Source organism: Streptomyces sp. TLI_185, assembly GCF_003814765.1.
GTDB lineage: Bacteria > Actinomycetota > Actinomycetes > Streptomycetales > Streptomycetaceae > Streptomyces.
Window position 1 is genome coordinate 3,173,257 of sequence record NZ_RKRB01000001.1, and the last position, 25,366, is coordinate 3,198,622.

At 69.1% G+C, this 25,366-nt stretch carries 17 protein-coding genes; 6 read left to right on the forward strand and 11 right to left on the reverse strand.

The annotated features are described in order from the left end of the window. The first annotated feature begins 32 nt into the window (after positions 1 to 32). The 3 genes from EDD92_RS14440 to EDD92_RS14450 are packed head-to-tail and all read left to right on the forward strand — an operon-like array spanning position 33 to position 2,712. On the forward strand, positions 33 to 926 hold the full coding sequence (locus tag EDD92_RS14440; RefSeq protein ID WP_123964686.1) for a metal-dependent hydrolase: 894 nt from the start codon (positions 33 to 35) through the stop codon (positions 924 to 926). Then, entirely contained in the window at positions 926 to 1,966 is a 1,041-nt protein-coding gene (locus EDD92_RS14445; RefSeq protein ID WP_123964687.1) for a PDR/VanB family oxidoreductase, read from the forward strand. Before EDD92_RS14440 ends, EDD92_RS14445 begins: the two co-directional genes overlap by 1 nt. A 56-nt stretch (positions 1,967 to 2,022) precedes the next feature. Beyond that, complete coding sequence (locus EDD92_RS14450) at positions 2,023 to 2,712, forward strand: TetR/AcrR family transcriptional regulator (RefSeq protein WP_123964688.1); 690 nt, start codon at positions 2,023 to 2,025, stop codon at positions 2,710 to 2,712. Positions 2,713 to 2,720: 8 nt separating this feature from the next. On the opposite strand, the gene EDD92_RS14455 is transcribed toward EDD92_RS14450, so the two are convergent. The 9 genes from EDD92_RS14455 to EDD92_RS14500 form a co-directional block, all read right to left on the reverse strand. After that, positions 2,721 to 3,080, reverse strand: coding sequence for a 5-carboxymethyl-2-hydroxymuconate Delta-isomerase (locus EDD92_RS14455; RefSeq protein ID WP_123964689.1), 360 nt, complete (start codon positions 3,078 to 3,080; stop codon positions 2,721 to 2,723). A 35-nt stretch (positions 3,081 to 3,115) separates the two neighbouring features. Continuing rightward, the gene (locus EDD92_RS14460) at positions 3,116 to 4,747 is read right to left on the reverse strand and encodes a fused response regulator/phosphatase (protein WP_123964690.1); all 1,632 of its coding nucleotides are present in this window, start codon (positions 4,745 to 4,747) and stop codon (positions 3,116 to 3,118) included. A gap of 69 nt (positions 4,748 to 4,816) precedes the next feature. Further along, positions 4,817 to 10,228: a pullulanase-type alpha-1,6-glucosidase gene (gene pulA, locus EDD92_RS14465; protein WP_123964691.1), complete on the reverse strand. Its 5,412-nt coding sequence runs from the start codon at positions 10,226 to 10,228 to the stop codon at positions 4,817 to 4,819. A gap of 443 nt (positions 10,229 to 10,671) precedes the next feature. Next, positions 10,672 to 12,072, reverse strand: a complete 1,401-nt coding sequence (locus EDD92_RS14475; protein ID WP_123964693.1) for a glycoside hydrolase family 30 beta sandwich domain-containing protein — start codon at positions 12,070 to 12,072, stop codon at positions 10,672 to 10,674. A gap of 127 nt (positions 12,073 to 12,199) precedes the next feature. Next, a complete protein-coding gene (locus EDD92_RS14480; protein WP_123964694.1) occupies positions 12,200 to 13,573 on the reverse strand; it encodes an alpha-amylase family protein in 1,374 nt (457 codons plus the stop codon). A 171-nt stretch (positions 13,574 to 13,744) separates the two neighbouring features. Then, on the reverse strand, positions 13,745 to 15,421 hold the full coding sequence (locus tag EDD92_RS14485) for a glycoside hydrolase family 13 protein (RefSeq protein WP_123970392.1): 1,677 nt from the start codon (positions 15,419 to 15,421) through the stop codon (positions 13,745 to 13,747). Positions 15,422 to 15,629: 208 nt separating this feature from the next. Next, positions 15,630 to 16,541, reverse strand: a complete 912-nt coding sequence (locus tag EDD92_RS14490) for a sugar ABC transporter permease (protein ID WP_123964695.1) — start codon at positions 16,539 to 16,541, stop codon at positions 15,630 to 15,632. Positions 16,542 to 16,554: 13 nt separating this feature from the next. Continuing rightward, positions 16,555 to 17,559 carry a carbohydrate ABC transporter permease gene (locus EDD92_RS14495; RefSeq protein WP_123964696.1) on the reverse strand — a complete coding sequence of 335 codons (1,005 nt, stop codon included), beginning with the start codon at positions 17,557 to 17,559 and terminating at the stop codon, positions 16,555 to 16,557. Between the two features lie 136 nt (positions 17,560 to 17,695). Continuing rightward, a complete protein-coding gene (locus tag EDD92_RS14500) occupies positions 17,696 to 18,967 on the reverse strand; it encodes an extracellular solute-binding protein (RefSeq protein ID WP_123964697.1) in 1,272 nt (423 codons plus the stop codon). A gap of 392 nt (positions 18,968 to 19,359) precedes the next feature. Between EDD92_RS14500 and EDD92_RS14505 the strand changes: the two genes are divergently transcribed. Further along, positions 19,360 to 20,394, forward strand: a complete 1,035-nt coding sequence (locus tag EDD92_RS14505; protein WP_030932374.1) for a LacI family DNA-binding transcriptional regulator — start codon at positions 19,360 to 19,362, stop codon at positions 20,392 to 20,394. 131 nt (positions 20,395 to 20,525) lie between these two features. Next, positions 20,526 to 21,389 (forward strand): phosphatase PAP2 family protein, encoded by an 864-nt coding sequence (locus EDD92_RS14510; RefSeq protein ID WP_123964698.1) that lies wholly within the window; start codon positions 20,526 to 20,528, stop codon positions 21,387 to 21,389. A gap of 67 nt (positions 21,390 to 21,456) precedes the next feature. Here EDD92_RS14510 and EDD92_RS14515 read toward each other — a convergent pair whose 3' ends face one another. Together EDD92_RS14515 and EDD92_RS14520 are read right to left on the reverse strand one after the other, a co-directional pair. Then, on the reverse strand, positions 21,457 to 23,031 hold the full coding sequence (locus EDD92_RS14515; protein ID WP_123964699.1) for an amidohydrolase: 1,575 nt from the start codon (positions 23,029 to 23,031) through the stop codon (positions 21,457 to 21,459). A gap of 37 nt (positions 23,032 to 23,068) precedes the next feature. Next, positions 23,069 to 24,529 (reverse strand): APC family permease, encoded by a 1,461-nt coding sequence (locus EDD92_RS14520; RefSeq protein WP_123964700.1) that lies wholly within the window; start codon positions 24,527 to 24,529, stop codon positions 23,069 to 23,071. 191 nt (positions 24,530 to 24,720) lie between these two features. Between EDD92_RS14520 and EDD92_RS14525 the strand changes: the two genes are divergently transcribed. Then, complete coding sequence (locus EDD92_RS14525; protein WP_123964701.1) at positions 24,721 to 25,332, forward strand: TetR/AcrR family transcriptional regulator; 612 nt, start codon at positions 24,721 to 24,723, stop codon at positions 25,330 to 25,332. Positions 25,333 to 25,366: the final 34 nt, after the last annotated feature.

Here is a 25,366-nt window from a genome sequence, read left to right on the forward strand (position 1 = left end):
CCCTCGGACCTACCCGTCAGTACATTGACGCCATGTCTAACACGCAGGCCTCGGAGCGGGTCGCCCTCAAGGCGCGGAAGGTGTCCTTCTCATGGGAGGAGACCCCGCTGCACTGGGTGCCTGGGGACCCGTTCACCACGCACACCATCAACGTGCTGCATCTGCTGCTGCCCGCCGGTGAGCGGTGGTTCGTGCACGTCTACAAGCAGGTGCTGCCGTACATCCGGGACGAGCGGCTGCGCGAGGACGTCATCGGGTTCATCGGGCAGGAGGCGATGCACTCGCAGGCCCATGACGAGGTCCTGCCGCACCTGAAGGAGCTCGGGCTCGATCCGACGCCGTACACCGCGCAGGTCGACTGGTTCTTCGAGAAGCTGCTCGGCGACCGGACGCTGCCGCCGGGCAGGGCCCGCAAGTGGTGGCTGATGGAGCGGGTCGCGATCATCGCGGCGATCGAGCACTACACCGCGTTCCTCGGCAACTGGGTCCTCAACGCCAAGGAGCTGGACCGGCGGGGCGCCGACCCGACCATGCTGGATCTGCTGCGCTGGCACGGCGCGGAGGAGGTCGAGCACCGGTCCGTCGCCTTCGACCTGTTCATGCACGTCGACGGCGGCTACCGGCGGCGCGTGCGCACCTGGGCCACCGCGTTCGCGGCGATCGTGTTCCTGTGGCAGCGCGGGGCGCGCTTCTTCATGGAGAACGACCCGACGCTGATCGACGGCCACGCGAGCTTCAAGGACTTCTACGTGCGCGGCCGACGCGGCACCCTGCCCGCGACCGGCGACATGATCAGGTCCATCCCGCGGTATCTCAGCCGCGCCTACCACCCCTCCCAGGAGGGCTCCACCGAGCAGGCCGTCGCCTATCTCGCCTCCTCCCCCGCGGCGGTCGCGGCCCTCGCGGCGGAGAAGGGAGCCCTGTGATGCCGAAGCTGCGCGCGGTCGTGCTCGTCGGGGGTGCCGCGATGCTGGCCAGGCGGGCGATGCGGCGCCGCATCCGGATCTCGCCGCTGTGGCCGATGCCCGCCCTGGAGAACCCGACCTCCGGGCGGCCGCGGTCACGGGCGCTCAGACTGCTGGTCGCCTCGCACCAGACGGTGGCCGACGGCGTCGTACAACTGCGCCTGGAAGGAAGGGACTTGCCGCGCTGGGAGCCCGGCGCGCATCTCGACCTCGTCCTGCCTTCGGGGCTGGTGCGGCAGTACTCGCTGTGCGGCGACCCGGAGGACACCTCGTCGTACACCGTCGCCGCCCGGCTGATCGAGGACGGGCGGGGCGGCTCGCGCGAGGTGCACGAGCAGGTCACCGAGGGGATGGAACTGGAGGTGCGCGGTCCGCGGAACCGCTTCCCGCTCATCGAGGCCCCTTCGTACGTCTTCGTCGTCGGCGGCATCGGGATCACTCCCGTGCTGCCGATGCTGCGGGCCCTCGGCCAGGACACGGAGTGGCGGCTGGTGTACGGCGGGCGGACGCGGGCGTCGATGCCGTTCCTGGAGGAGCTCGAGAAGCTGGGCGGCGACCGGGTGACCGTGGTCGCCGAGGACGAGGACGGACTGCCCGATCTCGACGGCCTGTTGGCGGCCACGGACGGGGATGCCGCCGTGTACTGCTGCGGCCCGGAGGGGCTCATCGCCGCGGCGGAGGAGCGCTTCCCGCGGGTCCGCCTCGAACGGTTCACGCCCCGTACGTCGGCCGACGGCAACGGCGCCTTCGAGGTCGAACTCCGGTGCAGTGGACGGACGTTGACCGTGCCCGCCGACTCGACCGTGCTGGCCGCCGTGCGCGCCGTACTGCCGGACACCGCCTACTCCTGTGAGCAGGGCTTCTGCGGAACCTGTCAACAGCGGGTCCTGGAGGGCGAGGTGGAGCACCGGGACGAACTGCTGACGGACGCCGAGCGCGCCGACTCGATGTTGATCTGCGTTTCGCGGGCACGAAGTGAGCGTCTCGTGCTGGATATGTGAACACCGTTGGCCGGACCGGACCGTTCCGGGCCGGATCCGATCGGTAAGGTGTTCGCATGACTACCGGGGTACGCCGCAGGATGGGAGTCGAGGAGCGGCGGCAGCAGTTGATCGGCGTCGCCCTCGAACTGTTCAGCCAACGCTCTCCCGACGACGTCTCCATCGACGAGATAGCCGCCGCTGCGGGCATCTCGCGCCCGCTGGTGTACCACTACTTCCCCGGCAAACTCAGCCTGTACGAGGCCGCGTTGAGGCGTGCGGCGGAGGACCTTGCGGGCCGGTTCAAGGAGCCGCAGGAGGGACCGCTGGGCGCCCGGCTGCTGCGGGCGATGCGCCGCTTCTTCGACTTCGTGGACGACCACGGCCCCGGTTTCTCGGCACTGATGCGCGGCGGCCCGGCGGTTGGTTCATCGGCAACCAACGCACTCATCGACTCCGTACGCCAGGCCGCGTACGAACAGATCCTGTCGCACCTGGACGTCCAGGACCCGCCCGCCCGACTGGAACTGGTCGTACGCTCCTGGATCTCCCTCGCGGAGTCGACCGCCCTGATCTGGCTGGACGGCCGCCGCATCCCCCGCGCGGAGCTGGAGGCCCAGCTCGTGCACGACTTCGCCGCCCTGGCGGCGGTGAGCGCCGCATACGACGACGAGATGGGCGCACTGCTGCGCAAGATGATCAAGGACGAGCCACCGGACGGTCCTTTCGCGGACCTGGTGACCCGGTTGATCACCCTCGCCTCGTAGGGGGATTCCTAGCGCTCGAACTTGCGGTACGACGGGTCGAGGTCGCGGACCTCGGCGGAGGCGTGCAGCGTGATGTGGCCGTCGTCCTCGATGTGCTTCTTCAACAGCTCCAGCACCGCCTCGGTGAGCCGCGCCTTCGTCTCCTCGGTGCGGCCTGCGAGCAGCCCGAGGGTGACGTGGACGATCGCGTGGCCCTGCTCCTCGGGGTCCTCGAATCCGAACGCGGTGACCTCGGAGGGGCGGAACTGCGTCTTGCAGGCCTCCGGCTTGGCGGCCGCGATCTCGACGACCGCCTCGTGGAGGTCCCGCGCGAAGCCTTCCCGGTCGAAGCTGATCGTCTTCGAGTGGTCGACGGTGATCTGCGGCATGGGCACTCCTGTTCTACGACAGCGACAGGCTCACCCTAGTTGTCCGCGCTCCTCAGCTGCAGTGCCAGCATCGCGATGTCGTCCTCGCGGTCGTGACCGAAGCAGGCCAGGAGGGTGTCGCACAGGGCGTCCAGTCCGGGCAGGGCGCCGACGGCCGCCGAGCGGAGCTGCTCCATCGAGAGGCTCAGGTCCGTGCCCCGGGTCTCGATCAGACCGTCGGTGACCATGAGGAGCCGGTCCGCGGGCTCCAGGAACAGCTCGGTGGGCGGCGGGTGGGGCAGCCCCAGACCGAGCAGCGGGCCGTCGGCCTTGGCGTACTCGGCGTCGCCGGTGGTTCGCAGGATCAGCGGTGGGATGTGCCCCGCGTTGGCGATCCGGGTGCGTCCGGTCTCGGGGTCGATCAGCGCCAGGCAGACGGTGGCGGTGACGTCCGGGTGGTAGTGCTGCAGCATCCGGTCGAGCCGCTCGGCGAGCACGGCCGGGTCGCTCTCCTCGACGCAGTAGGCGCGCAGCGCATGCCGGATCTCGACCATGACGGTGGCCGCCTCCAGCGAGTGGCCGACGACGTCGCCGACCGCGGTGAGCACACCCTCGTCGGTGCGCAGGGCCGCGTAGAAGTCGCCGCCGATCTCGGTCTCCCGGGACGCGGGTACGTAGCGGACCTCGACGTCGATGCCGGGCAGTTCGGGCAGCCGGTGCGGCTGGGGCAGGAAGCTGTGCTGGAGGGTGAGGGCGACATGCCGCTCGACCTGGTACATGAGCAGCGGCTCGGCGGCGAGCGCGGCGGCCTGCGCCAGCTGGGCGACCAGGGCCTCCTCCTCGGGGTTCACCCTGCGCACCCCGCGGGTGGGCGTGGCCAGGCACACGGGGGCCTGGCCGTCCTGGGTGAGGACCAGCGCGAGCCGGGCGTCGTGCTGCATGCCGGGCCGGAAGAACCCGGCGGGCCACAGCGGCGCGGGCACCGTGGTGATCTGCACCCCGGCCTGTCCGCGGGTCAGCCGCCGCAGCAGACCGGCCACGGTCCGGTGGGCGCCCGCGTCCGGCAGGGCGAGGGAGGTACGGTCCCGGGAGATGCCGCGGTACAGCTCGTCGTCCGGACCGAGGACGAAGACGGCGGCGGGACCGCCGATGAGCCGCGCGGTGCCGTCGGCGGCGGCGTCGGCCAGTTCCTGCAGGGAGCGCGCGGACTGGATGGTGACGATCGCCTGGGACAGCAGCGTCAGCCGCCGTACCAGCGCCTGGTCGTCGGCCCGAAGCCGGGCGGTGCGCACCGCGGACCGGACCACCGCCTCGATCTCCTCGGGCTCGGCGGGCACCGTCAGATAGGTCTCGGCGCCCGCGTCCAGCCCCTGGCAGCGCTCGACCGGTGCCACGGCGGCGGCCGAGAAGTGCACCACGGGCAGGCCCGCCATGTGCGGCCGTTCCTTGAGCCGCCGGCACAGTTCGAAGCCACTCATGTCCGGCAGGTCGATGTCGACGAGGGCCACGTCGGGCAGGATGCCCTTGCGCAGCCGTACGTCGAGTTCGACGAGCGCCTGCTGGCCGGTGGCGACCGGTACGACCTGGTGTCCGGCCCGGCGCAGCACGGTGCCCATCGCGTACCGGCTGGCCGCGACGTCGTCCACGACCAGCACGGTCGTGTCTGTCAGCTTGCCGTTGAGGTCCATCTTCCAGCCCTGGGACAACGCCGATGGGGCAGACCGCGGTCGGCCTGCCCCACCAAAGTAATGCCCCTTTCAGGAGATCCGGGAGAATATTGCGACACTGCGCCCCGGAACGGCGAACGTGCCCGATTCCCGCTCATAGGAAGAGGACTTGACGATAGGGTCGGCGCCGGCCGCCTGCACCGGGTGCAGGCGGTAGCCGGTACCGGTCAGGGACTCCACCCGCTGCTCCTGCGTGCTCGGAGTCGCGTTGAAGACGACGACCAGATCACCCAGCTTCATGGTGATCACGCCGGGCGTCTCGTCCTTCCCGGACAGCGGGAAGGACAGCTTCGACTGCACCTGCGCGGACGTGTCGAGCGAGAAGACGCCGTCCGTCGAACGGATCTTCAAGAGATCCTGGTACGCGGCCGAGGCCCCCTCGATCTGCGGGCAGCCGACCCGCACCGAGCTCAGCAGCGGCTTCGCGTACGGCCACTTGGACTCGTTGTCGGCCGCCATCGGCAGCCCCCGCCCGAAGCCGTTGCCGTCCGTGCAGTTCCAGTGGACGGCGTTGAACCAGTCACCGCTGTCGAACGAGTTGCGGTCCAGGGACTTGGAACGCAGCAGGTCGGAGCCCGCCTGCGAGAGGGACGGCCCCTGCGAGAGGGTGGCCGTCGCCATCGCGAGGACCTGCATCCGGGCCCGGTCGGCCGCACTCGTCGAGGCAGGCAGCTTGTAGGTGAGGGCGTCGAAGAGGGACTCGTTGTCGTGCGCGTCGGCGTAGGCGACGGCGTCACCGGGCGCGTCCGCGTAACCGGCCGGCTGACCGTTGTAGTCCACCTCGGTGCCGGTGACCTCCTTGCCGTCGGTGGCGGTGAAGCGGTACTCGGCGAGGTTTCCGGACAGACCGACCTTGATCAGGTCCTGGTAGTGCAGGAGGCGGGCCTTCTGCTCGGCCGAAGGGCCGTTCGCCGTGGACGAGTTGGGGTCGGTGTACAGGCCGGAGGCGAAGCCCTGGATTCCGGGGTCGGAGTCGAAGGGGCTGCCGCCGCGCACGGCGTCACGGGCGCGGTCGGAGAAGGTGGCGATCCCCGTCCCCGCCATGTTCTTCTGCGTGGCCTGCACGAAGCGGGCGTCGTCGGCGACCTCTCCGAAGTTCCAGCCCTCGCCGTACATGATGATCTTCTTGCCGTCGACGCCGTCCTTCGCGGGGGTCAGCGCGTCGAGCGCCTTCCTGACCGCGAGGATGTTGGCCTTCGGCTGGTGTCCCATCAGGTCGAAGCGGAAGCCGTCGACCTTGTACTCCTTGGCCCAGGTGACGACCGAGTCGACGACCAGCTTGCCCATCATGGAGTTCTCGGTGGCGGTGTTCGCGCAGCAGGTGCTGTTGGCGACCGAGCCGTCCGCGAGGAGCCGCTGGTAGTAGCCGGGCACCACCTTGTCGAGGACGCTGGTGTCGGCCTGACCGGCGGCCGCCGTGTGGTTGTAGACGACGTCCATGACGACCCGAAGCCCGTCCTGGTTGAGCCCCTTCACCATCCTGCGGAACTCGACGGTACGGCCGGTCCCGTCCGGGTCGGCCGCGTACGAGCCCTCGGGGACCGTGTAGTGGAACGGGTCGTAGCCCCAGTTGTAGGCGTCCTTCGCGGCGATCTTCGCGACGCACGCCTGCTGTTTGTCGGAGTCGGCGGCGTAGGAGGCGAGATCGCAGTCCGTCGTCGCCTGATCCGCCTTCTTCTCCGGCACGGTCGCGAAATCGAAGGCGGGCAGCAGATGGACGTACGACGTGCCCGACTTCGCCAGCTGCCTCAGGTGCTTCGAGCCGTCGCTGTTCCTGTCGGTGAAGGCGAGGTAGGTGCCCTGGTCCTTGGCCGGCACGGTCTTGTCCGCGACGGAGAAGTCCCGGATGTGCAGCTCCTGGATCTGGGCGTCCTTCAGCGGTACGGCCCTGGGCTTGGCGAGGCTCGACCAGCCGCTGGGGGCAAGGGACTTGTCGTCCAGGTCGACGACGAGACTGCGCCCGGAGTCGGCAGTGAGGGCGACCGAGTAGGGGTCGGTGACCTTGTTGGCGACGACCTTGCGGACGCTCGGCGCCCACACCTTCACGACGTACCGGTAGGGCTTGTTCTTCCAGGAGGCCGGGCCGGTGACGGACCAGACGCCGGTGGAGTCGTCGCGCTTCATCTTCTTGACCGTGCCGTCGAGCTCCAGTGCCACGCTCTGTGCGGTCGGCGCCCACACGGCAAGCGTGGGGCGACCCTTGTGGAACGTCGGCCCCAGCTCGACCTTGGTCGCGCCCGCGTACACGTCGTCCAGCACGCCGGCGATCTGGACTCCCGTCGCCGCGAGCACGGCACCGTTGGCGGCCCGCTGGGAGGCGACGACCTGGCCGTCGAGGGCCTCGCGCACCCGGTCCCGGTCACGCGGGTCGACGGACCAGGCCGTGTAGTCCTTCAGGTGCGGGAACTTGGCCTTCTGGGCGTCGGTGAGGGTGGTCTTCGCAAGGCGCAGCCAGCGCTCGTCGTCGCTGGTCAGCGCGGAGTCCTTCACGGCGATCGAGCCGTCGTGGGAGTAGAGCAGCTGGGTGGAGGCGGCGGCGTCGGAGCCGTTCCAGGCGACCGTGTTCCGGTCGAGCCAGATCGCCTTGGAGGTGCTCAGGTCGAGCGCGGCGGCCGACCCCGCGGGCTGCGGCAGCAGGTACTTCTCCTGGCCGTTCAACAGCCACACCTCGTGGCCGTTGGTCTTGAGATCGAGCGACTGGTCGGCCGGGAGGTCCTTCTCGTCGCCCTTGTGGATGATGTAGCTGAGGCTGGTGGCACCGTCGCTGAGCGGCACCTCGAAGACCGCTCCGTAGGCGTCGGTCTTCACCGGCTTCAGCGGGCTCGACCAGTCCGTGGGGTTCGCGGCACCGGTCCAGACGTGCAGACCCCAGCCGTCGTAGTTCCCGTCGGCGCGGTGGTAGTGGACGACCGCCTTGGTCCTGTCCTGCGCCGGGTAGTCCGGCCGTGTGGTCTGTACGGCCTCCTTGCCCTGCTCGATCCAGACCTCGCCGGTCTTGGTGACGTCGATCGTGCGGTCGATGGAGACGTCCTTGTTGCCGTCCTTGTCGACCACCAGGAACCCGACACTCGATGCGCCCGGCTTCAGCTTGACGTAGGCGAAGGCGCCGTACGCGTCACGCCCGACGAACGGGTGCCCGGTCGGCCAGGTGGTCGACTCGCCGTCGGCGAGGTCGCCCCAGGCGTACAGACCCCACTTGTCGTAGTCGCCGTCGGTGCGCTTGTAGTGGACGACCGCGTAGTCGCGGGAGGAGGCGGTGGGGGTCTCCTCGGCGGGCGGGGTGCCGGTGGTGGAGGCGGCGGTGGCGCTCGCCGTGTGTCCGGCGGAGTCGATGACAACTGCCTTGTAGCGCAGGGTGGTTCCGGCCGGTACGTCCTTGCCGATGGCCTGCGTGACCTTGTACGGGGAGTGGTCGGCGGAGCCGAGCGTGCGCCACTTGCCGTTGCCGACCTGGGCGGCGAAGACGACGCGGTTGAGCTGTCCGCCGTCGACGTCGGCCGAGAGTTCCACGGTGCCGGTGGCGCCGGTGGCGGGGGCCTTGAGGGTGAGGGCCGGCTCGACCGTGGGCTCGGCGAGCCTGCCCGCCGCCTTGAGGACGATCGCCGTACCGGCCGGAACGGTGACAGTGATCTTCTTGTCCCCGTCGGAGGTCACCCGGTCCGAAGTCCCGTAGATCCCAGGGAACTTCATGTTCGCCGAGCCGGTCGCGAAGGTGGCCGTCTTCGCCTCGCCCGCGTTGTTGAGGGCGACGACGTACTCCTGGCCGGTCCTGGCGTCCGTACGGGAGAAGGCGTAGACACCGGAGCCGTCGGCCGCGTACCGCTGCGTCTGCACGCCGTCGGTGAGGGCGGGGTTGTCCTTGCGGAGCCTGCTGAGCGCGGCGATCTGCTTGTAGAGGGGCGCCCTCGGGTCGTACGAGTCGCTCGCGTGGGTGCGGTCGGTGCCGATCTCCTTGTCGTCGAGGTAGTCGGCGACCTTGGAGGCGAACATCGTCTGGCGGGCGTCCTTGTCGCCGCCGGAGCCGGTGAAGCCCTGCTCGTCGCCGTAGTAGACGACGGGGTTGCCGCGGCTGAGGAACATGAGCTCGTTGGCGAGCTTGTCCTTGGCCAGCAGTTCGGCGTCCGTGGCCTTGGGGTTGTCCTGGTTCAGGAAGTACCCGATGCGTCCCATGTCGTGGTTGCCGAGGAAGGTGACCTGCTCGTACGCGTTGGCCTTGTCGGTCGTGTACTTGTAGTCGTCGCCAAAGAGGGAGGCGAGCTTCTGGGCGCTGCCGCCCTGGGAGGCGTAGCTGCGGGCCGCGTCCTGGAAGGGGAAGTCGAGGGTGGCGTCGAGGCGGCCCTGGGTGACGTACGGCGAAGTGATCGAGGTGTCGGCGGAGTAGACCTCGCCGAACATGAAGAAGTTCTTGCGCCCCTGCTTGGCCGCATAGGCGTCGAGGGCGGTCGCCCACTGGGTCCAGAAGTCCATGTCGACGTGCTTGACCGTGTCGATCCGGAAGCCGTCGATGCCGAAGTCGCGCACCCAGCGCTCGTAGATCTTCTCCATCCCCTGCACGACCTCGGGACGCTCGGTCCACAGGTCGTCGAGGCCGCCGAAGTCCCCGTACGTGGCGCTCTCACCGGCGAAGGTGGAGTCACCGCGGTTGTGGTACATCGTCGGGTCGTTGAGCCAGGCGGGGACCTTGGCGTTCTTGTCCGCGGCGGCGACGGTCGGCGTGCGCGGGAAGGAATCGGTGTCGACGGCGGGGAACTTCCTGCTGCCGTCCGCGTAGTCGGCGTCGTCGAAGGGCCGGCCGTCCTTGGTCAGGTACGGGAAGGCGCCCTTGGAGAGGTAGTCGTAGGACTTCTCCTTGTAGTCGACGACGTCGGCGGTGTGGTTGGTGATGACGTCGAAGAAGACCTTCATGCCCTTGGCGTGCGCCTTGGCGATGAGGGTCTCCAGGTCCTTGTTGGTCCCGAAGTGCGGATCGACCTGGGTGAAGTCGGTGATCCAGTAGCCGTGATAGCCGGCGGAGGCGTTGCTCCCCGTTCCCTGGACGGGACGGTTCTTGAAGATCGGGGCCATCCAGATGGCGGTGGTGCCGAGGCCCTTGATGTAGTCGAGCTTCCTGGTCAGGCCCTTGAGGTCGCCGCCCTGGTAGAAGCCCTTGTCGGTGGGGTCGTAGCCGGTGGACAGGCGTGACCCCGTGAGGCCGCCCCTGTCGTTGGAGGTGTCGCCGTTGGCGAAACGGTCCGGCATGACGAAGTAGAACTGCTCGCGGGTGTCGTCGTGCCGGGCGGGCGCGGCGGCGAGCTTCGCGTCGGAGGGCGGCGGGGGCGGGGAGTCCGCGTGCGCCGCGAGTGGCTGGATCAGAGCTGCGGCGAGCGCGGCGACGGTGACGGCCGCGACCCGTCTGGCATGGGCGGTACGGCGCGTCCGGGGCGCCGGCCATCTCGGTATCACAGGCGTGAACTCCTAGCGATTACGGCTCTCTGGGTCCGACCCCGCGCGACCGTATCGCTAACGCAAGGTTTACAGCAATAGACTTGAAACTCATAGCAAGAACTTTCACGAGCAACCTTGACGCACCTCCCAACGGCCCCACTCTCACCAATCCCACAGGTTGGCGATCGCCTCACCCTTTGCGGTGGTGTGCGCGGGAGCTGCGGCGGCGGGGAGCGCTACGGAGCCCGCGATGGCCAGGACGCCCACGGCCGCGGCGAATCGTCGCCGGAAGACACCTGGCGCCGGTGACCGCTCCCGGGCGCCTCGGTTCGTAGCTTCCGGGACGTTCCCCAAGAAGGACAGATCCGGAAACGTGACCTGGGAGTCCGGAACGAACCGCTTGTACACGACGGGCAGTTCGTCCGGATACACCACGAGTGACACATGGAAGTGAGCGGGCTCTATCGCCTGATGGTGTAGGTGACCAGAGACCGGGCCGGAACCGTGGCGGTCAGTGCACTCCCGCTGACCGCCACGGTCTGCTGTTGTGCCGTGCTGTGCGTGGCGTCGGTCAGGTACGGGGTCGCCGTGCCTTTGCCGATTCCCGTGTTCTTCAGGCCGAAGGTGACCGGAGTGGCGCTGGTCGAGGCGTTCAGCGCTACGACGGTCACCGTCCCGTCGGTGTTGCGGAACGCCGACAGGTTGAGGTCGGAGTCGGAGGTCGTGGCGCCGATGCGGGTGGCCCCCGGACGGATGAAGCGGCTGTAGTTGGCCATCGCCCACAGGCGCTTGGAGACGTGGTAGCTGTCGCCGTCCATCTGGATCAGGCCTCGGGTGGCGCCGACGGAAGCGCCGTACCAGTACACGTAGCCGCTGGTGTTGCCCTTGGTGAGGGCGTCGTGGATGGCGGAGGCGACGGTGAAGCCGTCGTAGCCGCTGCCGTCGTCCCAGTTCTCGTTCCAGGTGGTGCCGTCGGGGGACCACTCCGACATCCAGGTCCGCTTCTTCGTCGGCAGGGGGCCGTCGACCTTGCTGGCGTAGGTGTGGCCGGTGTGGGTGGTGACCAGGCCCCGCGCTGTCGCGTCCGCCTCGATCGCGCTGCTGTAGGCCTTCTCCTGGTCCCAGCCGAAGGAGTCGCAGCACGTGACCTTGTATCCGGCCCGGCGTGCGATCGGGCCGAAGACCTTCGTGAACTCCACGGCCTGGGCGGGGGTCAGGCGCATGGAGTCGTACGTCGCCGTCCAGTCGGGCTCGTTGGTGAACCCGAGGTCGGTGACGCCGATGCCCTCCTGGCCGTAGAACCTGGCGTACTGGACCAGGAAGTTCGCATACGCCTTCCGCCAGTCGCCGCTCGGGCACGTCGCGCCGGACAGGCCGCACAGCGTGCCGCCGTTGGCGTCCGTGCCGTTGGTCTTCATATAGCCGGGGGCGGTCCAGGCGTCGGCGTAGAAGCGGTTCACGCCGTACGCCTTGGCCTGCTTGGCCAGCCACACCTGGCCCTTGTCGATGCCGTCCCAGGTGTAGGTGGGGGTCGCGTTCGGGCCGCCCGGGTCGGTGGGCTGGATGCCGGAGTCGATACCGAGACGCAGGATGCTGAGGCCGGCGCCGGTCGTGCGGTTGAGGAGGAGGTCGAGGATCTCGCGCTGCCTGGCCGCGGGTAACCCCTGCGAGCCGTTCATGATGGCGGCCCGTCCGAAGTGTTCGGAGAAGCCGAAGCCGTCGATCGGCTGGTAGGTGGTCGAGCCGTTGATGGTCGCCGAGGTGGCGGCGGCCGGCTCCGGCAGGGCGGCCGCGGTGGTGGCGGCGGCCGTCAGCAGAGCCGCAAAGGAGGTCAACGCCCAGTTTCTGAGCCTGCGCTGCATGATGCTCCCTTCACGGGAACGCCACCTGGGAGCGCTCCCACAGACATCAGGGAACGTAGGACGACACTCGATGAGCGTCAATCCCACGTTCCCCTTCGGCTGTTGCGGGTCCGCTGTCCTGTGTCGCTCAGCAGCTCGTCTTGCCCGCGTAGATCGCGAGGGCGGTGTTGGAGCCGAGAGTGGCGCTGAACTGGCCGTTGGAGCCGACCGTCACGCTGGTGTTGTTCTGCACGTTGCAGTACGCCCCCGCAGGCAGCGACGTCTGGTAGGTGCGGGTCAGGCTGCTCGACTCGTGGTTGATGGCGACGAAGCCCTTGCTGCCGCGGCCGAAGGCGATGGCGTTGTTGCCGTTGTCCCACCAGTTGGTCACCGACTGGCCGCGGGTGGCGTTGCGGAAGGCGACCATGCGGATGATCTCGGGCCAGGCGTGCTGGCACTTCCAGCCGTCCTGCCAGCAGGCGCTGACCTGGCCGTTGCTGGGCGGGCCGGCGTCCTTGTCGGACCATTCGTAGCCGGAGTTGATGTCGGGGGCGCCGTACGGGTAGGCCAGCATGAAGACGTTGGCCAGCGTGTAGTTGGCGCCGTCCTTGTAGTTCAGGGTCGAGCCGTTGCGCTCGGTGTCGTGGTTGTCCACGAAGACGCCCGCCGCGGCACTGTTCATGTAGCCCCAGCCCTCGCCGTAGTTGGTGAGGTAGGCGAGCTTCTCGTTGTTGAAGACCCGCTTGAGGTCGTAGGCGTAGCGGAACTCCTGGACGTCGCCGTTTCCGGTGTACTCGGTGGGCTGGACGGCCTCTCCGGCGCCGTAGATGACCTCCTGCTTCCAGTACACCGAGGGGTTGCTCAGCCGGGACTTGATGTTCGCGAGGTCGGTCGCCGGGATGTGCTTGGCCGCGTCGATGCGGAAGCCGTCGGCGCCGTAGCCGAGGAGGCTGTTCATGTAGCCGGCGATGGTGGCGCGGACGTACTCCTCACCCGTGTCCAGGTCGGCGAGGCCGACGAGTTCGCAGTTCTGGACGTTGGCGCGGTTGGTGTAGTCGCTGATCGTGGAGGTGCAGTCGTCCATGTCGGCGGAGGAGTACAGGCCGGGGTAGTTGTACTTCGTGTACGAAGAGCCGCCGGTGCCGGTGCCGCTGCCCGCCGCCATGTGGTTGATGACGGTGTCGACGACGACCTTCACTCCTGCCGCGTGACAGGTGTCGATCATGTTCTTGAAGGCCGTCGCGTCTCCGAGCCGACCCGCGATCTTGTAGCTCACCGGCTGGTACGAGGTCCACCACTGCGAGCCCTGTATGTGCTCGGCGGGTGGGCTGACCTGGACGTAGCCGTAGCCGGCGGGGCCGAGGGTGTTGGTGCACTCCTTGGCGACGGAGGCGAAGTTCCACTCGAAGAGGACGGCGGTGACGTCCTTGGTGCCGGGCGGGGTTGCGTCCGCGGAAGTCGGGGTCATGACAATGGCGGCCGCCGTGAGGGCGACGGTCGCCGCGAGGGTTCCGCGTGCCATGTGGGGGTCTCCTTCACCGTTGAAGGCTCTTGCAGAAACTTTCCCGCAAACTTGCGGTGACGGAGATGTTAAAGGCCCGCTGCCTGAAAAGGCAGCGGGCCGTGTGAAGTTGATGCAAGAACTTTCAGAGGGGCCGTCAGGTCCCGGCAGCCGGGGGCCTGGGCGTTCGGGTCAGGCCGTCGTGAACCACACCGTCGTGTCCGCCGGCACCTTCGTCTCGCCGTCCGCCTCGGTGACCTCGCCGCTGGTGAGCAGGACCCGGCCGTACGCCGGAGTCGTCACCGACTCGCCGCTGGTGTTGGCGACGCACACGAACTCCCCGCGCCGGAAGGCGAGTACGCCCTCGGGGGCGCGCAGCCACTCCACCGCGTCGCCCGCGCCCAGGTCGGGCTGCTCGCGGCGGACGGCGAGGGCGGAGCGGTACAGCTCCAGGGTCGAGCCGGGCACGCCGGTCTGCGCCTCGATGCTCAGCTCGCCCCAGCCCTCGGGCTGCGGGAGCCAGCTGCCGCCGTCGCCGAAGCCGTACGAGGATCCCGTGCGCGTCCACGGGATCGGCACCCGGCAGCCGTCGCGGAAGCCGTCCTGGCCGGCGCCGCGGAAGTACGCCGGGTCCTGGCGCACCTCGTCCGGGAGGTCGACGACGTCCGGGAGGCCGAGCTCCTCGCCCTGGTAGACGTACGCCGATCCGGGCAGCGCGAGCATCAGCAGGGTGGCGGCCCTGGCGCGCCTGAGCCCCAGCGCGCGGTCGCCGGCCAGGCGGATCTGGGTGCCGAGGCCGGGCGGGTTGGCGAAGCGGGTGGCGTGGCGGGTGACGTCGTGGTTGGACAGGACCCAGGTGGCGGGGGCGCCCACCGGGCGCATGGCTTCCAGGGTGCGGTCGACGACCTTGCGGAGTTCGTCCGCGTCCCAATCGGTCGACAGGTACTGGAAGTTGAAGGCCTGGTGGAGCTCGTCCGGGCGAACGTAGTTGGCGGTGCGCTCGACGGTCGGCGTCCAGGCCTCCGCCACGAAGATGCGCTCGCCGGAGTACTCGTCCAGGATGGTGCGCCACTGGCGGTAGATCTCGTGCACGCCGTCCTGGTCGAAGAACGGCATGACATCGTTGCCCAGCAGCTTCAGCTGTTCGTGGGAGCCGAGGTCGGGCAGGCCCTCCGCCTTGACCAGGCCGTGCGCCACGTCGATGCGGAAGCCGTCGACGCCCATGTCGAGCCAGAAGCGCAGGATCGAGCGGAACTCGTCGCCGACCGCCGGGTGCTCCCAGTTGAAGTCGGGCTGCTCGGGCGCGAACAGGTGGAGGTACCACTCCCCCGGCGTGCCGTCCGGCTCGGCGACGCGCGTCCAGGCGGGGCCGCCGAAGATGGACTCCCAGTCGTTGGGCGGGAGTTCGCCGTTCTCCCCCTTGCCGGGGCGGAAGTGGTAGCGGTCCCTCAGCGGGGATCCGGGGCCCTCCCGCAGCGCTCGCTTGAACCACTCGTGCTGGTCGGAGGAGTGGTTGGGGACGAGGTCGACGATGATCCTCAGGCTCAGCTCATGGGCGTCGCGGATCAGCGCGTCGGCGTCGAGGAGGTTGCCGAACATGGCGTCCACGGCCCGGTAGTCGGCGACGTCGTAGCCGGCGTCGGCCTGCGGGGAGGCGTAGAAGGGGCTGAGCCACACGGCGTCCACGCCGAGGTCGCGCAGATACGGGAGTCGGGAGCGTACGCCTTCCAGATCGCCCATTCCGTCGCCGTTGCTGTCGGCGAAGCTGCGCGGATAGACCTGGTAGATCACCGCGTCCCGCCACCAGTCGCTGCGCTTGGCTTCGGCGGAAAGTGGGGCCGGGGCGATGGCGGAGTGCTGCTGGCTCATGGCGTCCTTGGTACGTAACGGGGTCATGGGGTCAGGTGTGCATACAGCGGTGATGACGAGACGGTCGCGGTGACAGCGGGGTCGGATGGACACCGCGACCGCCTCGAGTATTGGGTGCGGCGCCGTCGTGGCTGGTCGCGCCCAGGCGGCGGAGCCGCAAATCGATACAGCCCCGCGCCCCTTTCGGGGCGCTGCCGAACCCGGCGTTCTAGCCCTTCGTACCGCCGGCCGTAAGCCCGGTCACCAGGTTCTTCTGCACGAGATAGAAGAACGCGGACACCGGTATCGCGATCAGCACCGCGGTGGCGGCCATGAGGTTGCGCTGGGCGTCGTGCTCGCTGACGAAGGTCTGCAGGCCGACGGCGAAGGTGTACTTCGTGTCGGACAGCATGAACGTCGACGCGAACGCGACCTCGCCGAAGGCGGTGAGGAAGCTGTAGAAGGCGGCGACGGCCAGGCCCGGCTTGGCGAGCGGCAGGATCAGTCGCGCGAACGTGCCGAAGGGGGTCAGCCCGTCGACGCGTCCGGCCTCGTCGATCTCGAACGGGATCGTGTCGAAGTAGCCCTTCAGCAACCACGCACAGTACGGCACCGCGGTCGAGCAGTAGACGAGGATCAGTCCAAGGTAGCTGTCGATGAGCTGGAGGTCCGACAGGATCTGGTACATCGGCACCATGAGGACGGCCACCGGGAACATCTGGGTGACCAGGAGCACCCACATGAACTTCTTGTAGCCGGGGAAGCGCATGCGGGAGACGGCATAGCCGGTGGTGGCGGCGATCAGCACGCCGATGACCGTGGTGCCCAGCGAGACGATCAGCGAGCTCTTCAGCCAGTCGAAGAACTCCGTGTGCTGCAGCACGAAGGAGTAGTTCGAGAACGTCATCTTCGACCAGATGCCACCCGGGTGGAGGTAGTCGTCCTTGTCCGGGCCGAGGGACAGATAGACCAGCCAGGCGACCGGGAAGAAGGCGATCAGGCTCGCGACGGTGAGGATGCCGTGCGAGGCCAGAGACGCTGCACGGCCGCGCTGGCTGCGGCCGCGCACCTTGCGCGGTCCGGCTTCCGCGGCGCTCTGTCCGGTCGCCGCGGTGGAGGTCGGGGCGGTGGTGGTGCTCATGGGGACTCCTGCCTCAGATCGCGAGCTGCTGCTCATTGCGGTTCAGCCAGCGGCGGTAGAAGGAGGTGAAGACGATCAGGATGGCCAGCAGCAGGATGCCGTAGGCGGCGGACTGTGCGAAGTCACGCGGTTGCTGTCCGAAGCCGAGGTAGTAGGCCCAGGTGACGAGGATCTGGGCGTCCGGGGCGGTGTTGCCGAACAGCAGGAAGATCACGGCGAACTGGTTGAAGGTCCAGATGATGCCGAGCAGGACGACGGTGGAGCTGACGGACCTGAGGCCCGGAAGGGTGACGTAGCGGAACCGCTGCCAGGCGGTGGCGCCGTCCATCTCGGCGGCCTCGTACAGGGAGGCGTCGATGGACTGCAGTCCGCCGAGCAGGGAGACCATCATGAACGGCACACCGCACCAGGTGTTGACCATGATCGCGGCGAACCGCTGCCAGAAGGTGTCCTCGAGCCAGTCCGGTGTCGGCAGGTGCAGTGCGTCGAGCGCCAGGTTGACGATGCCACCGTCGGCGAGCATGAACCGCCAGCCGAAGACGGTGACGAAGGTCGGCACGGCCCACGGCAGGATGAGGATCAGCCGGTAGAAGGTGCGGCCGCGCAGCTTCTGGTTGAGCAGCAGCGCGAGGCCGAGTCCGATCGTGTAGTGCAGGGCGACGCAGAGGGCCGTCCAGACGATCGTCCAGATGAAGTGCGACCAGAAGCGGTCGTAGGCCGTCGGGCCGAACAGGATGTCCTTGTAGTTGTCGAGCCCGATGAACTTGTAGGTGGCGTCGATGTGGTTGACGCCGATCGTGCGCGCGGTGTTGAGGCTGTTGGCGTCCGTGAGCGTCAGGTACAGGCCGTACACCAACGGGTACAGCACGAGGGCGCCGAGCACGACGATCACCGGGGCGATCATGGCGTACGCATACCAGTACTTCTGGTAGCTGCGCTTGAGGCGCCCGCCCAACCCGGGCCGTGGCGCGCGGTCACCGTGGCGTTTGCCGGTGGCGCGGTCGATGGCGACTGTCATGTTCGACACCTTCTGGGGAGTTCTACGGCCTGGGAAGTTCTACGGCAGTGCGAATTTGCTGGGCGGGCTGGGCACAGGCCGGTGACCGCCGGGTCCGTCCCCCCATGTAATGGCGGACCCGACGGTCACTCGGGGATCACTTGCTGAAGTCCGGCACCAGCTTGGCCATGGCGAGCTCGGCGTTGCTCAGGCCCTTGTCGAGGGACTCCTTGCCGCCGGCGATGGAGGTCAGCTCGGTGTCCAGCGGGGTCCACAGGGAGCTGTACTCGGGCAGCGCAGGGCGCGGCTGGGCGGCGGGCAGCACCGTCTGGAATCCGGCGATGCCCGGGTCGGCCTTGACCTCGGCGGTGTAGGCGTCGTCGCGGGTCGGCAGCGTGGAGTTCTTCAGGGCGATCTCCGTCTGGGACTTCGCGGAGGTCATGAAGTTGACGAACTTGAGGGCCGCCTTCTGGTGGGCGGAGTCCGAGCCGGCGTAGACGGACAGGTTGTGGCCGCCGGTCGGGGCGCCCGCCTTGCCGGTGGAGCCGGCCGGGACGGTGGCGATGCCGAGGTTGGACTTGTCCTTGAAGGCCGAGCCCTTGTAGAAGTTCGTGATCTCCCAGGGGCCCTGGATGATCGAGGCGACCTTGCCGTTGACGAAGGCGTCCTGGATGTGGGCGTAGGCGTCGGCGGTGGTGTCGGCCTTGTGCAGGCCCTGTCCCTTGAAGAGGCTCAGCCAGGTGCCGTAGGCCTTCTTCGCGGGCGCCGAGTTCACGGTGATCTTCTTGGCGGTGGCGTCGACGGTGTCGGTGCCCTCGCCGTAGAGGAAGGTCTGCGCGTAGTAGGACTGGGTGGAGCCCCAGTAGCCGTATACCTTGGCCTTGGAGTCGATCTTGGCGGCGTCGGCCTTCAGCTCGTCCCAGGTCTTGGGGGCCTCGGTGATGCCGGCCTTCTTGAAGAGCGCCTTGTTGTAGACGAGGGCGAGGGTGTCGGTGACCAGCGGGACGCCGTAGGCCTTGCCGTCGTACTTGGCCTGCTCGATCAGGTTCGAGCGGAACTTGCTCTGGTCCTTCAGGGCCTCGGTGCCGTCCAGCGGCAGGAAGTAGCCCTTCTTGGCGAAGGCGGGGGTCCAGCCGACCTCGGAACGCAGCACGTCCGGGGCACCCTTGGAGCCGGCGGCGGTGTCGAACTTGTTCTGCGCCTGGTCGAAGGGGACGTTGACGTACTTGACCTTGATGCCCTTGTTGGCGGCCTCGAACTCCTTGACCAGGGCCTTGTACGTCGGCGCCTCATTGGTGGCGTTGGAGGTGTCCCACCAGGTGATGGTGACCGGACCGTCGGACTTGCTGCCGCTGTCACTTCCGCCGCAGGCCGTCGCCGCGAGGGCGAAGGACGCCACCAGCGCGGTGGCCGCTATGCCACGCCGCATGAGTTCTCCTTGAGGGTGAAAGCCCGTGTGATGCAGGGGCGACCCCGTCTGCCGCTCCCGCTGTCTTGCCGACTGCGCCGTTGCGGCCGCCGGGCGACGTGAACGTAACAGCGTTGAAAGCTGCGCGAAAGGTCTTGCAGCAAAAAATTGCAAGGCGGCGCGAGAGTTACGTGCCCGTGACCTCTCCTCGACCCCCGCGCAACCGAGTATTGAAGCCGCTGAGCGGGGCATGGGAGTCTTGTGCAAGACTCTGCAAGCTCTTGCCGAACCAGGCGCCCACCAGAACACGAGGGACCGCGATGACGCAGCAACCCGCTCGGGGCCGTGCAACCGCTCGTGCCCGGCGCCCGATTGGTGTGCAAAGTGACGGTCGGCCGGTACAGTCCACCCCTGTGACCACACGGCTTGCCGACATCGCTGCTCAGGCGGGGGTGAGCGAAGCGACCGTCAGCCGCGTCCTCAACGGCAAGCCGGGCGTCGCCGCCACCACCCGCCAGTCCGTGCTCGCCGCCCTCGACGTCCTGGGGTACGAGCGCCCGGTGCGGCTGCGGCAGCGCAGCGAGGGCCTGGTGGGCCTGATAACCCCGGAGCTGGAGAACCCGATCTTCCCGGCGCTGGCCCAGGTGATCGGCCAGGCCCTGACCCGGCAGGGCTACACCCCGGTGCTCGCCACCCAGACCCCGGGCGGATCCACCGAGGACGAGCTGACGGAGATGCTCGTCGACCGCGGGGTCGCCGGCATCATCTACGTCTCCGGACTGCACGCCGACACCACCGCCGACATGGAGCGCTACGAGCGGCTGCGCGCGCAGGGCGTGCCGTACGTGCTGGTGGACGGCTTCTCGCCGAAGGTGCAGGCGCCGTTCATCTCCCCCGACGACCGCGCGGCGATGACGCTGGCGGTCACGCACCTGGTGTCGCTGGGACATGTGCGGATCGGTCTCGCCCTCGGCCCCAAGCGGTTTGTGCCGGTGCAGCGCAAGATCGAGGGCTTTGTGCGGTCGATGCAGGACCAGACCGGTCTGAGCGCGCAGACGATCGAGACGGAGCTCGTCCAGCACTCGCTGTACACACTGGAGGGCGGCCAGGCCGCCGCCACCGCGCTGATCGGCCGTGACTGCACGGCGGTGGTGTGCGCGAGCGACATGATGGCGCTCGGCGCGATACGCGCGGCGCGGCAGCTCGGACTCGAAGTCCCGCGGGACGTCTCGGTGGTGGGCTTCGACGACTCCCCCTTGATCGCCTTCACGGACCCGCCGCTGACCACGGTCCGCAAGCCCGTCCCCGCGATGGGTCAGGCGGCGGTGCGTACGTTGCTGGAGGAGATCGGCGGGACGCCTGCGCCCCACAGTGAGTTCGTGTTCATGCCGGAGCTGGTGGTGCGTGGTTCGACTGCTTCGGCGCCTGGGGACCGGAATCGTCCCTAAGGCGGAGAATCCTCGAATTCCTGCAGTGCGTCGGGAGTAGGCGCGCACGTCCGTCTGTTGTAGAACATGCGGCCCGAACCCGACCGCGGGATGATCGGTCGCAGAAGGCGTTTCTGGCAGACTTTGTGCCCATGGGTGACTCGACCGTGACCAGTCTGGACGACCGTGAGCAAACGGCCGTTCCCGACTCCCTCACGGCCGCGAACAGCCCGGGCTTCCTGCGCCGGCTGCGCACCCCGCGCCGCCCCCGCCTCTGGTTCGAGATCGTTCTGATCGCGGTGAGTTACTGGACGTACTCACTGATCCGCAACGCGGTTCCGGAACAGCGCGGCCAGGCGCTGCGCAATGCCGACTGGCTGTGGCGGATGGAGCACCATCTCGGCATCGCCGTCGAGGAGTCGGTCAACCACGCCGCGAACTCGGTGACTTGGCTGATCGTCGGGATGAACTACTACTACGCGACGCTGCACTTCGTGGTCACACTGGGTGTGCTGGTGTGGCTCTACCGTAGTCATCCGGGGCGCTATGCGGCGACACGTCTGGTGCTGTTCGCGACGACGGGCGTGGCACTGGTCGGTTACTACCTGTATCCGCTGGCGCCGCCGCGGCTCATGAACGGCAGCACCTTCATCGACACGGTCATGGTCCATCAGACCTGGGGGTCGATGGCCTCCGGCGACCTGAAGCACATGTCGAACCAGTACGCGGCGATGCCGTCCATGCACATCGGGTGGTCCGTGTGGTGCGGGCTGACGATCTTTGCGCTGGCCAGGGTGCCGTGGGTGCGGGTGCTGGGGCTCGCCTATCCGGTGGTGACGCTGACGGTGATTGTTGCTACCGCCAACCACTTCTGGCTCGATGCGGTGGGCGGATTGCTCTGCCTGGCGTTCGGCTTCGCCGTGGCGCGGGTCTGGTACGGGACCCTGCCCTATGCGCTGCCGCGGGCTCCGCGAAGCGCTCCGTTGGAAGAGCCGCGATGGGAAGTGCCTGATTAGGTCGTTGGTCTGCTGCGGCGCCGTCGTAGCTGGTCGCGCAGTTCCCCGCGCCCCTGAAGGGGCGCTCTCAGTCACCGCGGTGTACCACGTGGCCCCCTGTCACCGTCAGGCTCACCGGTGTCTCCAGCAGCTCGTCCGCGGGGGCCTCCACCGGGTCCAGGGCCAGGGCCGTGAGGTCGGCCCGGTAACCGACGGCGATACGGCCGGCCACCTCTGCCTCTCCCGCTGCCCGTGCCGCATGGCTCGTGCAGCCCTCCAGGGCCTCCAGGCCCGTCAGACCCGCTCCCCGCGCCGAAGCCGCGCCCCTCGGCGCCCGCGCCGTCGCCAGGACGGCGCGGGCGTCGTAGTGGGCGATCGGCCAGTCCGAGCCCAGGGCGACGATGGCGCCGGCGTCGCGCAGATCGCGCAGGCGCCAGGCGTGGGCGGCGCGGGTGGTGCCCAGGCGGCGGGACCACTGGTCGGTGCCGTCGGCGCGGGTGTATGCGGTGTGCGGAGGCTGCATCGATGCCGCCACGCCCAGCTCGGCGAAGCGCGGCAGGAGGTCGTCCGGGGCCGTCTCGATGTGCTCGATGCGGTGGCGGTCCCTGCCGGTCGGGCCGAGGGCGGCCACCACGTCCAGGGCGTGCCGTACCGCGGCGTCGCCGATGGCGTGAGTGGCTGTGCGGACGCCGGCCGTGTGCAGGTGTCGTACGGCCGCCGCGTACGCCTCGGGGTCCGGCCAGAACGCCTCGGTGCCCTGGCCGTGGCAGTCGGCGTGCTCCAGCCAGGCCGTGCCGCCCTCCACCGTGCCGTCCATGAAGAACTTCACCCCGCCGACCTGCCAGTGCCGGCCACCGCTCCCCTGGAGGGCGATCAGCTCCGCCAGGCCCGTCTCGTCGACCCCCGGCATGCACCACGGCGCGAACCGCAGCCGCACCGGCAGCACCGTCTCGCCGGCCACGGAGCCGACCAGCTCCGCATCCCCGGCGTCCATGACGTGCGCCCCGGTCAGACCGGTCGCGGCCATCGCCGACAGCAGCTCCACCAGGCGGGCGCGGCGGGCGGCGTAGGACGGGCGGGGCAGGACCGGAGCCAGCAGGTCCATCGCCGCGTGCTCGACGAGGTGTCCCGTCGGCCGCCCCTCGGCGTCGCAGACCACCTCCGAGCGCTGGGCGAAGGACCGCGGCCCGGTCACGCCCGCCGCGGCGAGCGCCGCGCCGGTCGCAAGGGCGGAGTGGCCGTCGTAGAGGCGCAGGAAGGCGGGCGCTCCGGCGAGTACGTCCTCGATGAGGGTGCGGTCGACGGGCCGGCCCTCGAAGGCGTTGTGGTCGAGGGCGTGTCCGATCACCCAGCCGTCGATCCGCTCGGCGGCGGCGAGGGCCGCCCGCAGCCCAGCAAGGTCCGTCACCCCCGACAGATCGACGCCGGTCGCCATGTCCAGCCCCCACACGGGGTGGCTGTGCGCGTCCACGAGCCCGGGCACGAGGTGCGCCCCCTCCAGGGCTACGACCTCGGTGCCCGGCCCGCGCCAGTCGCGGACGTCGCTCTCGTCGCCGACCGCGGCGATCACTCCGTCGCGCACGGCGACGGCGGTGGCGTACGGCCGGGCGGGGTCGAGGGTACGGACCTTGGCGCCGGTGAGGATCAGGCCGGGGGTGGGCATGGTGAGGTGAACTCCCTTGTCGGGTGAGGCGGTTCGGCTATTCGGCGGGCTCGGCGGCGAAGTCCGCGTACACCTGCGGCCGTTCGCGGCGCAGCCACCAGGCAAGGCCCAGGCCTACGACGAAGACGGCGGGCGCGGTCACGATCAGGATGGTGTTGACGGTGGGCGAGGCGCCGGTGAACAGGTCGATGTGGGTGATGACCAGCCCTATCGCCGTGGCGAGGAGCACGGCGGCGGTGACCGGCGCGACGACCGTGCGCAGGGTGCCCTCCTGGTGTCGTACGCGCCGGAAGTAGCAGGGCACGGCGATGGCGGCGAGCAGCTGGAGGGTGAACAGGCCGATCATTCCGGGGGTGTTGACCCACAGAAGCAGCTGTTGGTACGGGTCCGCGCCGGCTGCCCAGAAGGCGAGGACGACGACCGCGCCGAGGGCGGTCTGGGCGACTCCGGCGACGTACGGGGAGCGGTGGCGGGGGTGGATGCGGCCCAGCCGTTTCGGCAGGACGCCCTCCTCGGCGAGCGCGAGGGCGTAGCGGTTGATCGCGTTGTGGAAGGCGAGGAGGGAGGCGATGACGCTGGTGACGATGAAGATGTGCATCAGGTCGGCCGCCCAGCCGCCGGCGTAGGTGGTGATGGCGGAGAAGAAGAGCCCGCCGGGGTCCTTGGCCGCGGCCGCGATCACTTCCTGGTTGCCGAAGGCCTGAATGACGATCCAGACCATGAACGCGTAGAAGAGGCCGAGGAAGCCGATGGCCACGTAGGTCGCGCGCGGGACCGTGCGTTCCGGGTTGCGGGCTTCGCGGCGGTAGATGACGGTCGACTCGAAGCCGGTGAACGCGGCGAAGGCGAAGGCCAGGACGACGGCCGTGCCGGAGACCAGGACGTGGCCCGGGGCGAAGGAGGCGCCGGACAGGCCGTGTGCGCCGCCCTTGACGAGCACACCGCCCGCGAGGAGCGCCAGGATGCCGGTCTCGGCGACGAGCAGGACGCCGAGGAGCTTGGCGCCGAAGTCGATGGAGCGGTAGCCGCCGTAGCCGATGAGGAGGAGGCCGGCGAGGGAGATCGGCAGCCAGGGGACGTCGGCGCCGAGAACGGCGTGCAGGGTGTCCCTGGTGGCGGAGGCGAGGAGGCCGTAGACGCCGATCTCCATGCCGTTGTAGCCGATCAGGGCGAGCAGCGCGGCGCCGATGCCGACGGGCCGGCCGAGGCCGCGGGTGATGTACGCGTAGAACGCGCCGCCGCTCTTCACATGGCGGCTCATGGTGGTGAAGCCGACGGCGAAGACGGCGAGGGTGATGCCGGCGATGAGGTAGCCGGCGGGGGCGCCGATGCCGCCGAGCAGGATCGCGAGCGGCGCGACGCCGGCCATGACGGTGAGCGGGGCGGCGGCGGACACCACGAAGAAGGCGATGTCGGCGGTGCCGAGGGAGCCGGAGCGGAGGGTCGCGGTGCCGGGTGGCGTGCTCTCCGCGGAGGCATCGGGGGTGGTGACGGACATGGGCGAAGCCCTTCGAGCGCGGCGGACGGGGAGGGTTCCGGGCGTGCGGGGTGGCCGGCGTTCCCGGAACACGCGGTGGTGTCCGGGCCCGTAAATCTAAAGGCTTTCGGTTTCGGCAATGTAGCCTCCTCCTGGGCATCCGGGAAGACCTGTCCCGCACCTTCACTCGCACCTTCAGGGGGATCACACGCATGGGACGGCCGCGCACACCGCTCCTCGACCGTGAGCGCATCACCACCACGGCACTGCAACTCGTCGACGAGCAGGGCGACTTCAGCGTGCCGCAGATCGCGAAGCGGCTCGGAGCGCAGACCGGTTCCGTGTATCACCATGTGGACGGCCGGGACGGCATCGTGGAACTGCTGCGGGAGCGGGTCGCGGCCGCGATCGATCCCGGCACGCTGGATGGCACGCCGTGGGACGCGGCAATGGAGGCGTGGGCGCGCTCCTACCGGGCGGCGTTCGCCGCTCATCCGAAGGCGATCCCGCTGCTGATGACGTCACCCGTACGAGCGCCCCGGGTGCTGGAGCAGTACGAACGGGCCGTGACACTTCTGCTCGACGCGGGCTTCGCGCCGGGTGACGTGATGCCGCTGATCATCGCCCTGGAGAACCTGGTGCTGGGGTCGGCCCTCGACCTTGCGGCGCCCGAGACGATGTGGGTGCTGACGGAGACGACTCCGACGCCACGGCTGGCAGAGGCGCTGGCGGCGGCCGGCGAGGGGCGGACGGACCGGGCGTTCGAGGTGGGGCTGGCGGGGTTCCTCGCCCATGCAAGGAGCACACTGGCGGCGGGCGGCTAGCCGGGCCTTGTCTTCAGGGGCGCGGGGTTGTGCG

What these genes read in the sequence shown, in the direction of transcription:
- EDD92_RS14440 (WP_123964686.1), top strand. Translation starts at nt 33, where the DNA reads ATGTCTAACACGCAGGCCTCGGAGCGGGTCGCCCTCAAGGCGCGGAAG.
- EDD92_RS14445 (WP_123964687.1), top strand. Translation starts at nt 926, where the DNA reads ATGCCGAAGCTGCGCGCGGTCGTGCTCGTCGGGGGTGCCGCGATGCTG.
- EDD92_RS14450 (WP_123964688.1), top strand. Translation starts at nt 2,023, where the DNA reads ATGACTACCGGGGTACGCCGCAGGATGGGAGTCGAGGAGCGGCGGCAG.
- EDD92_RS14455 (WP_123964689.1), bottom strand. Translation starts at nt 3,080, where the DNA reads ATGCCGCAGATCACCGTCGACCACTCGAAGACGATCAGCTTCGACCGG.
- EDD92_RS14460 (WP_123964690.1), bottom strand. Translation starts at nt 4,747, where the DNA reads ATGGACCTCAACGGCAAGCTGACAGACACGACCGTGCTGGTCGTGGAC.
- EDD92_RS14475 (WP_123964693.1), bottom strand. Translation starts at nt 12,072, where the DNA reads ATGCAGCGCAGGCTCAGAAACTGGGCGTTGACCTCCTTTGCGGCTCTG.
- EDD92_RS14480 (WP_123964694.1), bottom strand. Translation starts at nt 13,573, where the DNA reads ATGGCACGCGGAACCCTCGCGGCGACCGTCGCCCTCACGGCGGCCGCC.
- EDD92_RS14485 (WP_123970392.1), bottom strand. Translation starts at nt 15,421, where the DNA reads ATGAGCCAGCAGCACTCCGCCATCGCCCCGGCCCCACTTTCCGCCGAA.
- EDD92_RS14490 (WP_123964695.1), bottom strand. Translation starts at nt 16,541, where the DNA reads ATGAGCACCACCACCGCCCCGACCTCCACCGCGGCGACCGGACAGAGC.
- EDD92_RS14495 (WP_123964696.1), bottom strand. Translation starts at nt 17,559, where the DNA reads ATGACAGTCGCCATCGACCGCGCCACCGGCAAACGCCACGGTGACCGC.
- EDD92_RS14500 (WP_123964697.1), bottom strand. Translation starts at nt 18,967, where the DNA reads ATGCGGCGTGGCATAGCGGCCACCGCGCTGGTGGCGTCCTTCGCCCTC.
- EDD92_RS14510 (WP_123964698.1), top strand. Translation starts at nt 20,526, where the DNA reads ATGGGTGACTCGACCGTGACCAGTCTGGACGACCGTGAGCAAACGGCC.
- EDD92_RS14515 (WP_123964699.1), bottom strand. Translation starts at nt 23,031, where the DNA reads ATGCCCACCCCCGGCCTGATCCTCACCGGCGCCAAGGTCCGTACCCTC.
- EDD92_RS14520 (WP_123964700.1), bottom strand. Translation starts at nt 24,529, where the DNA reads ATGTCCGTCACCACCCCCGATGCCTCCGCGGAGAGCACGCCACCCGGC.
- EDD92_RS14525 (WP_123964701.1), top strand. Translation starts at nt 24,721, where the DNA reads ATGGGACGGCCGCGCACACCGCTCCTCGACCGTGAGCGCATCACCACC.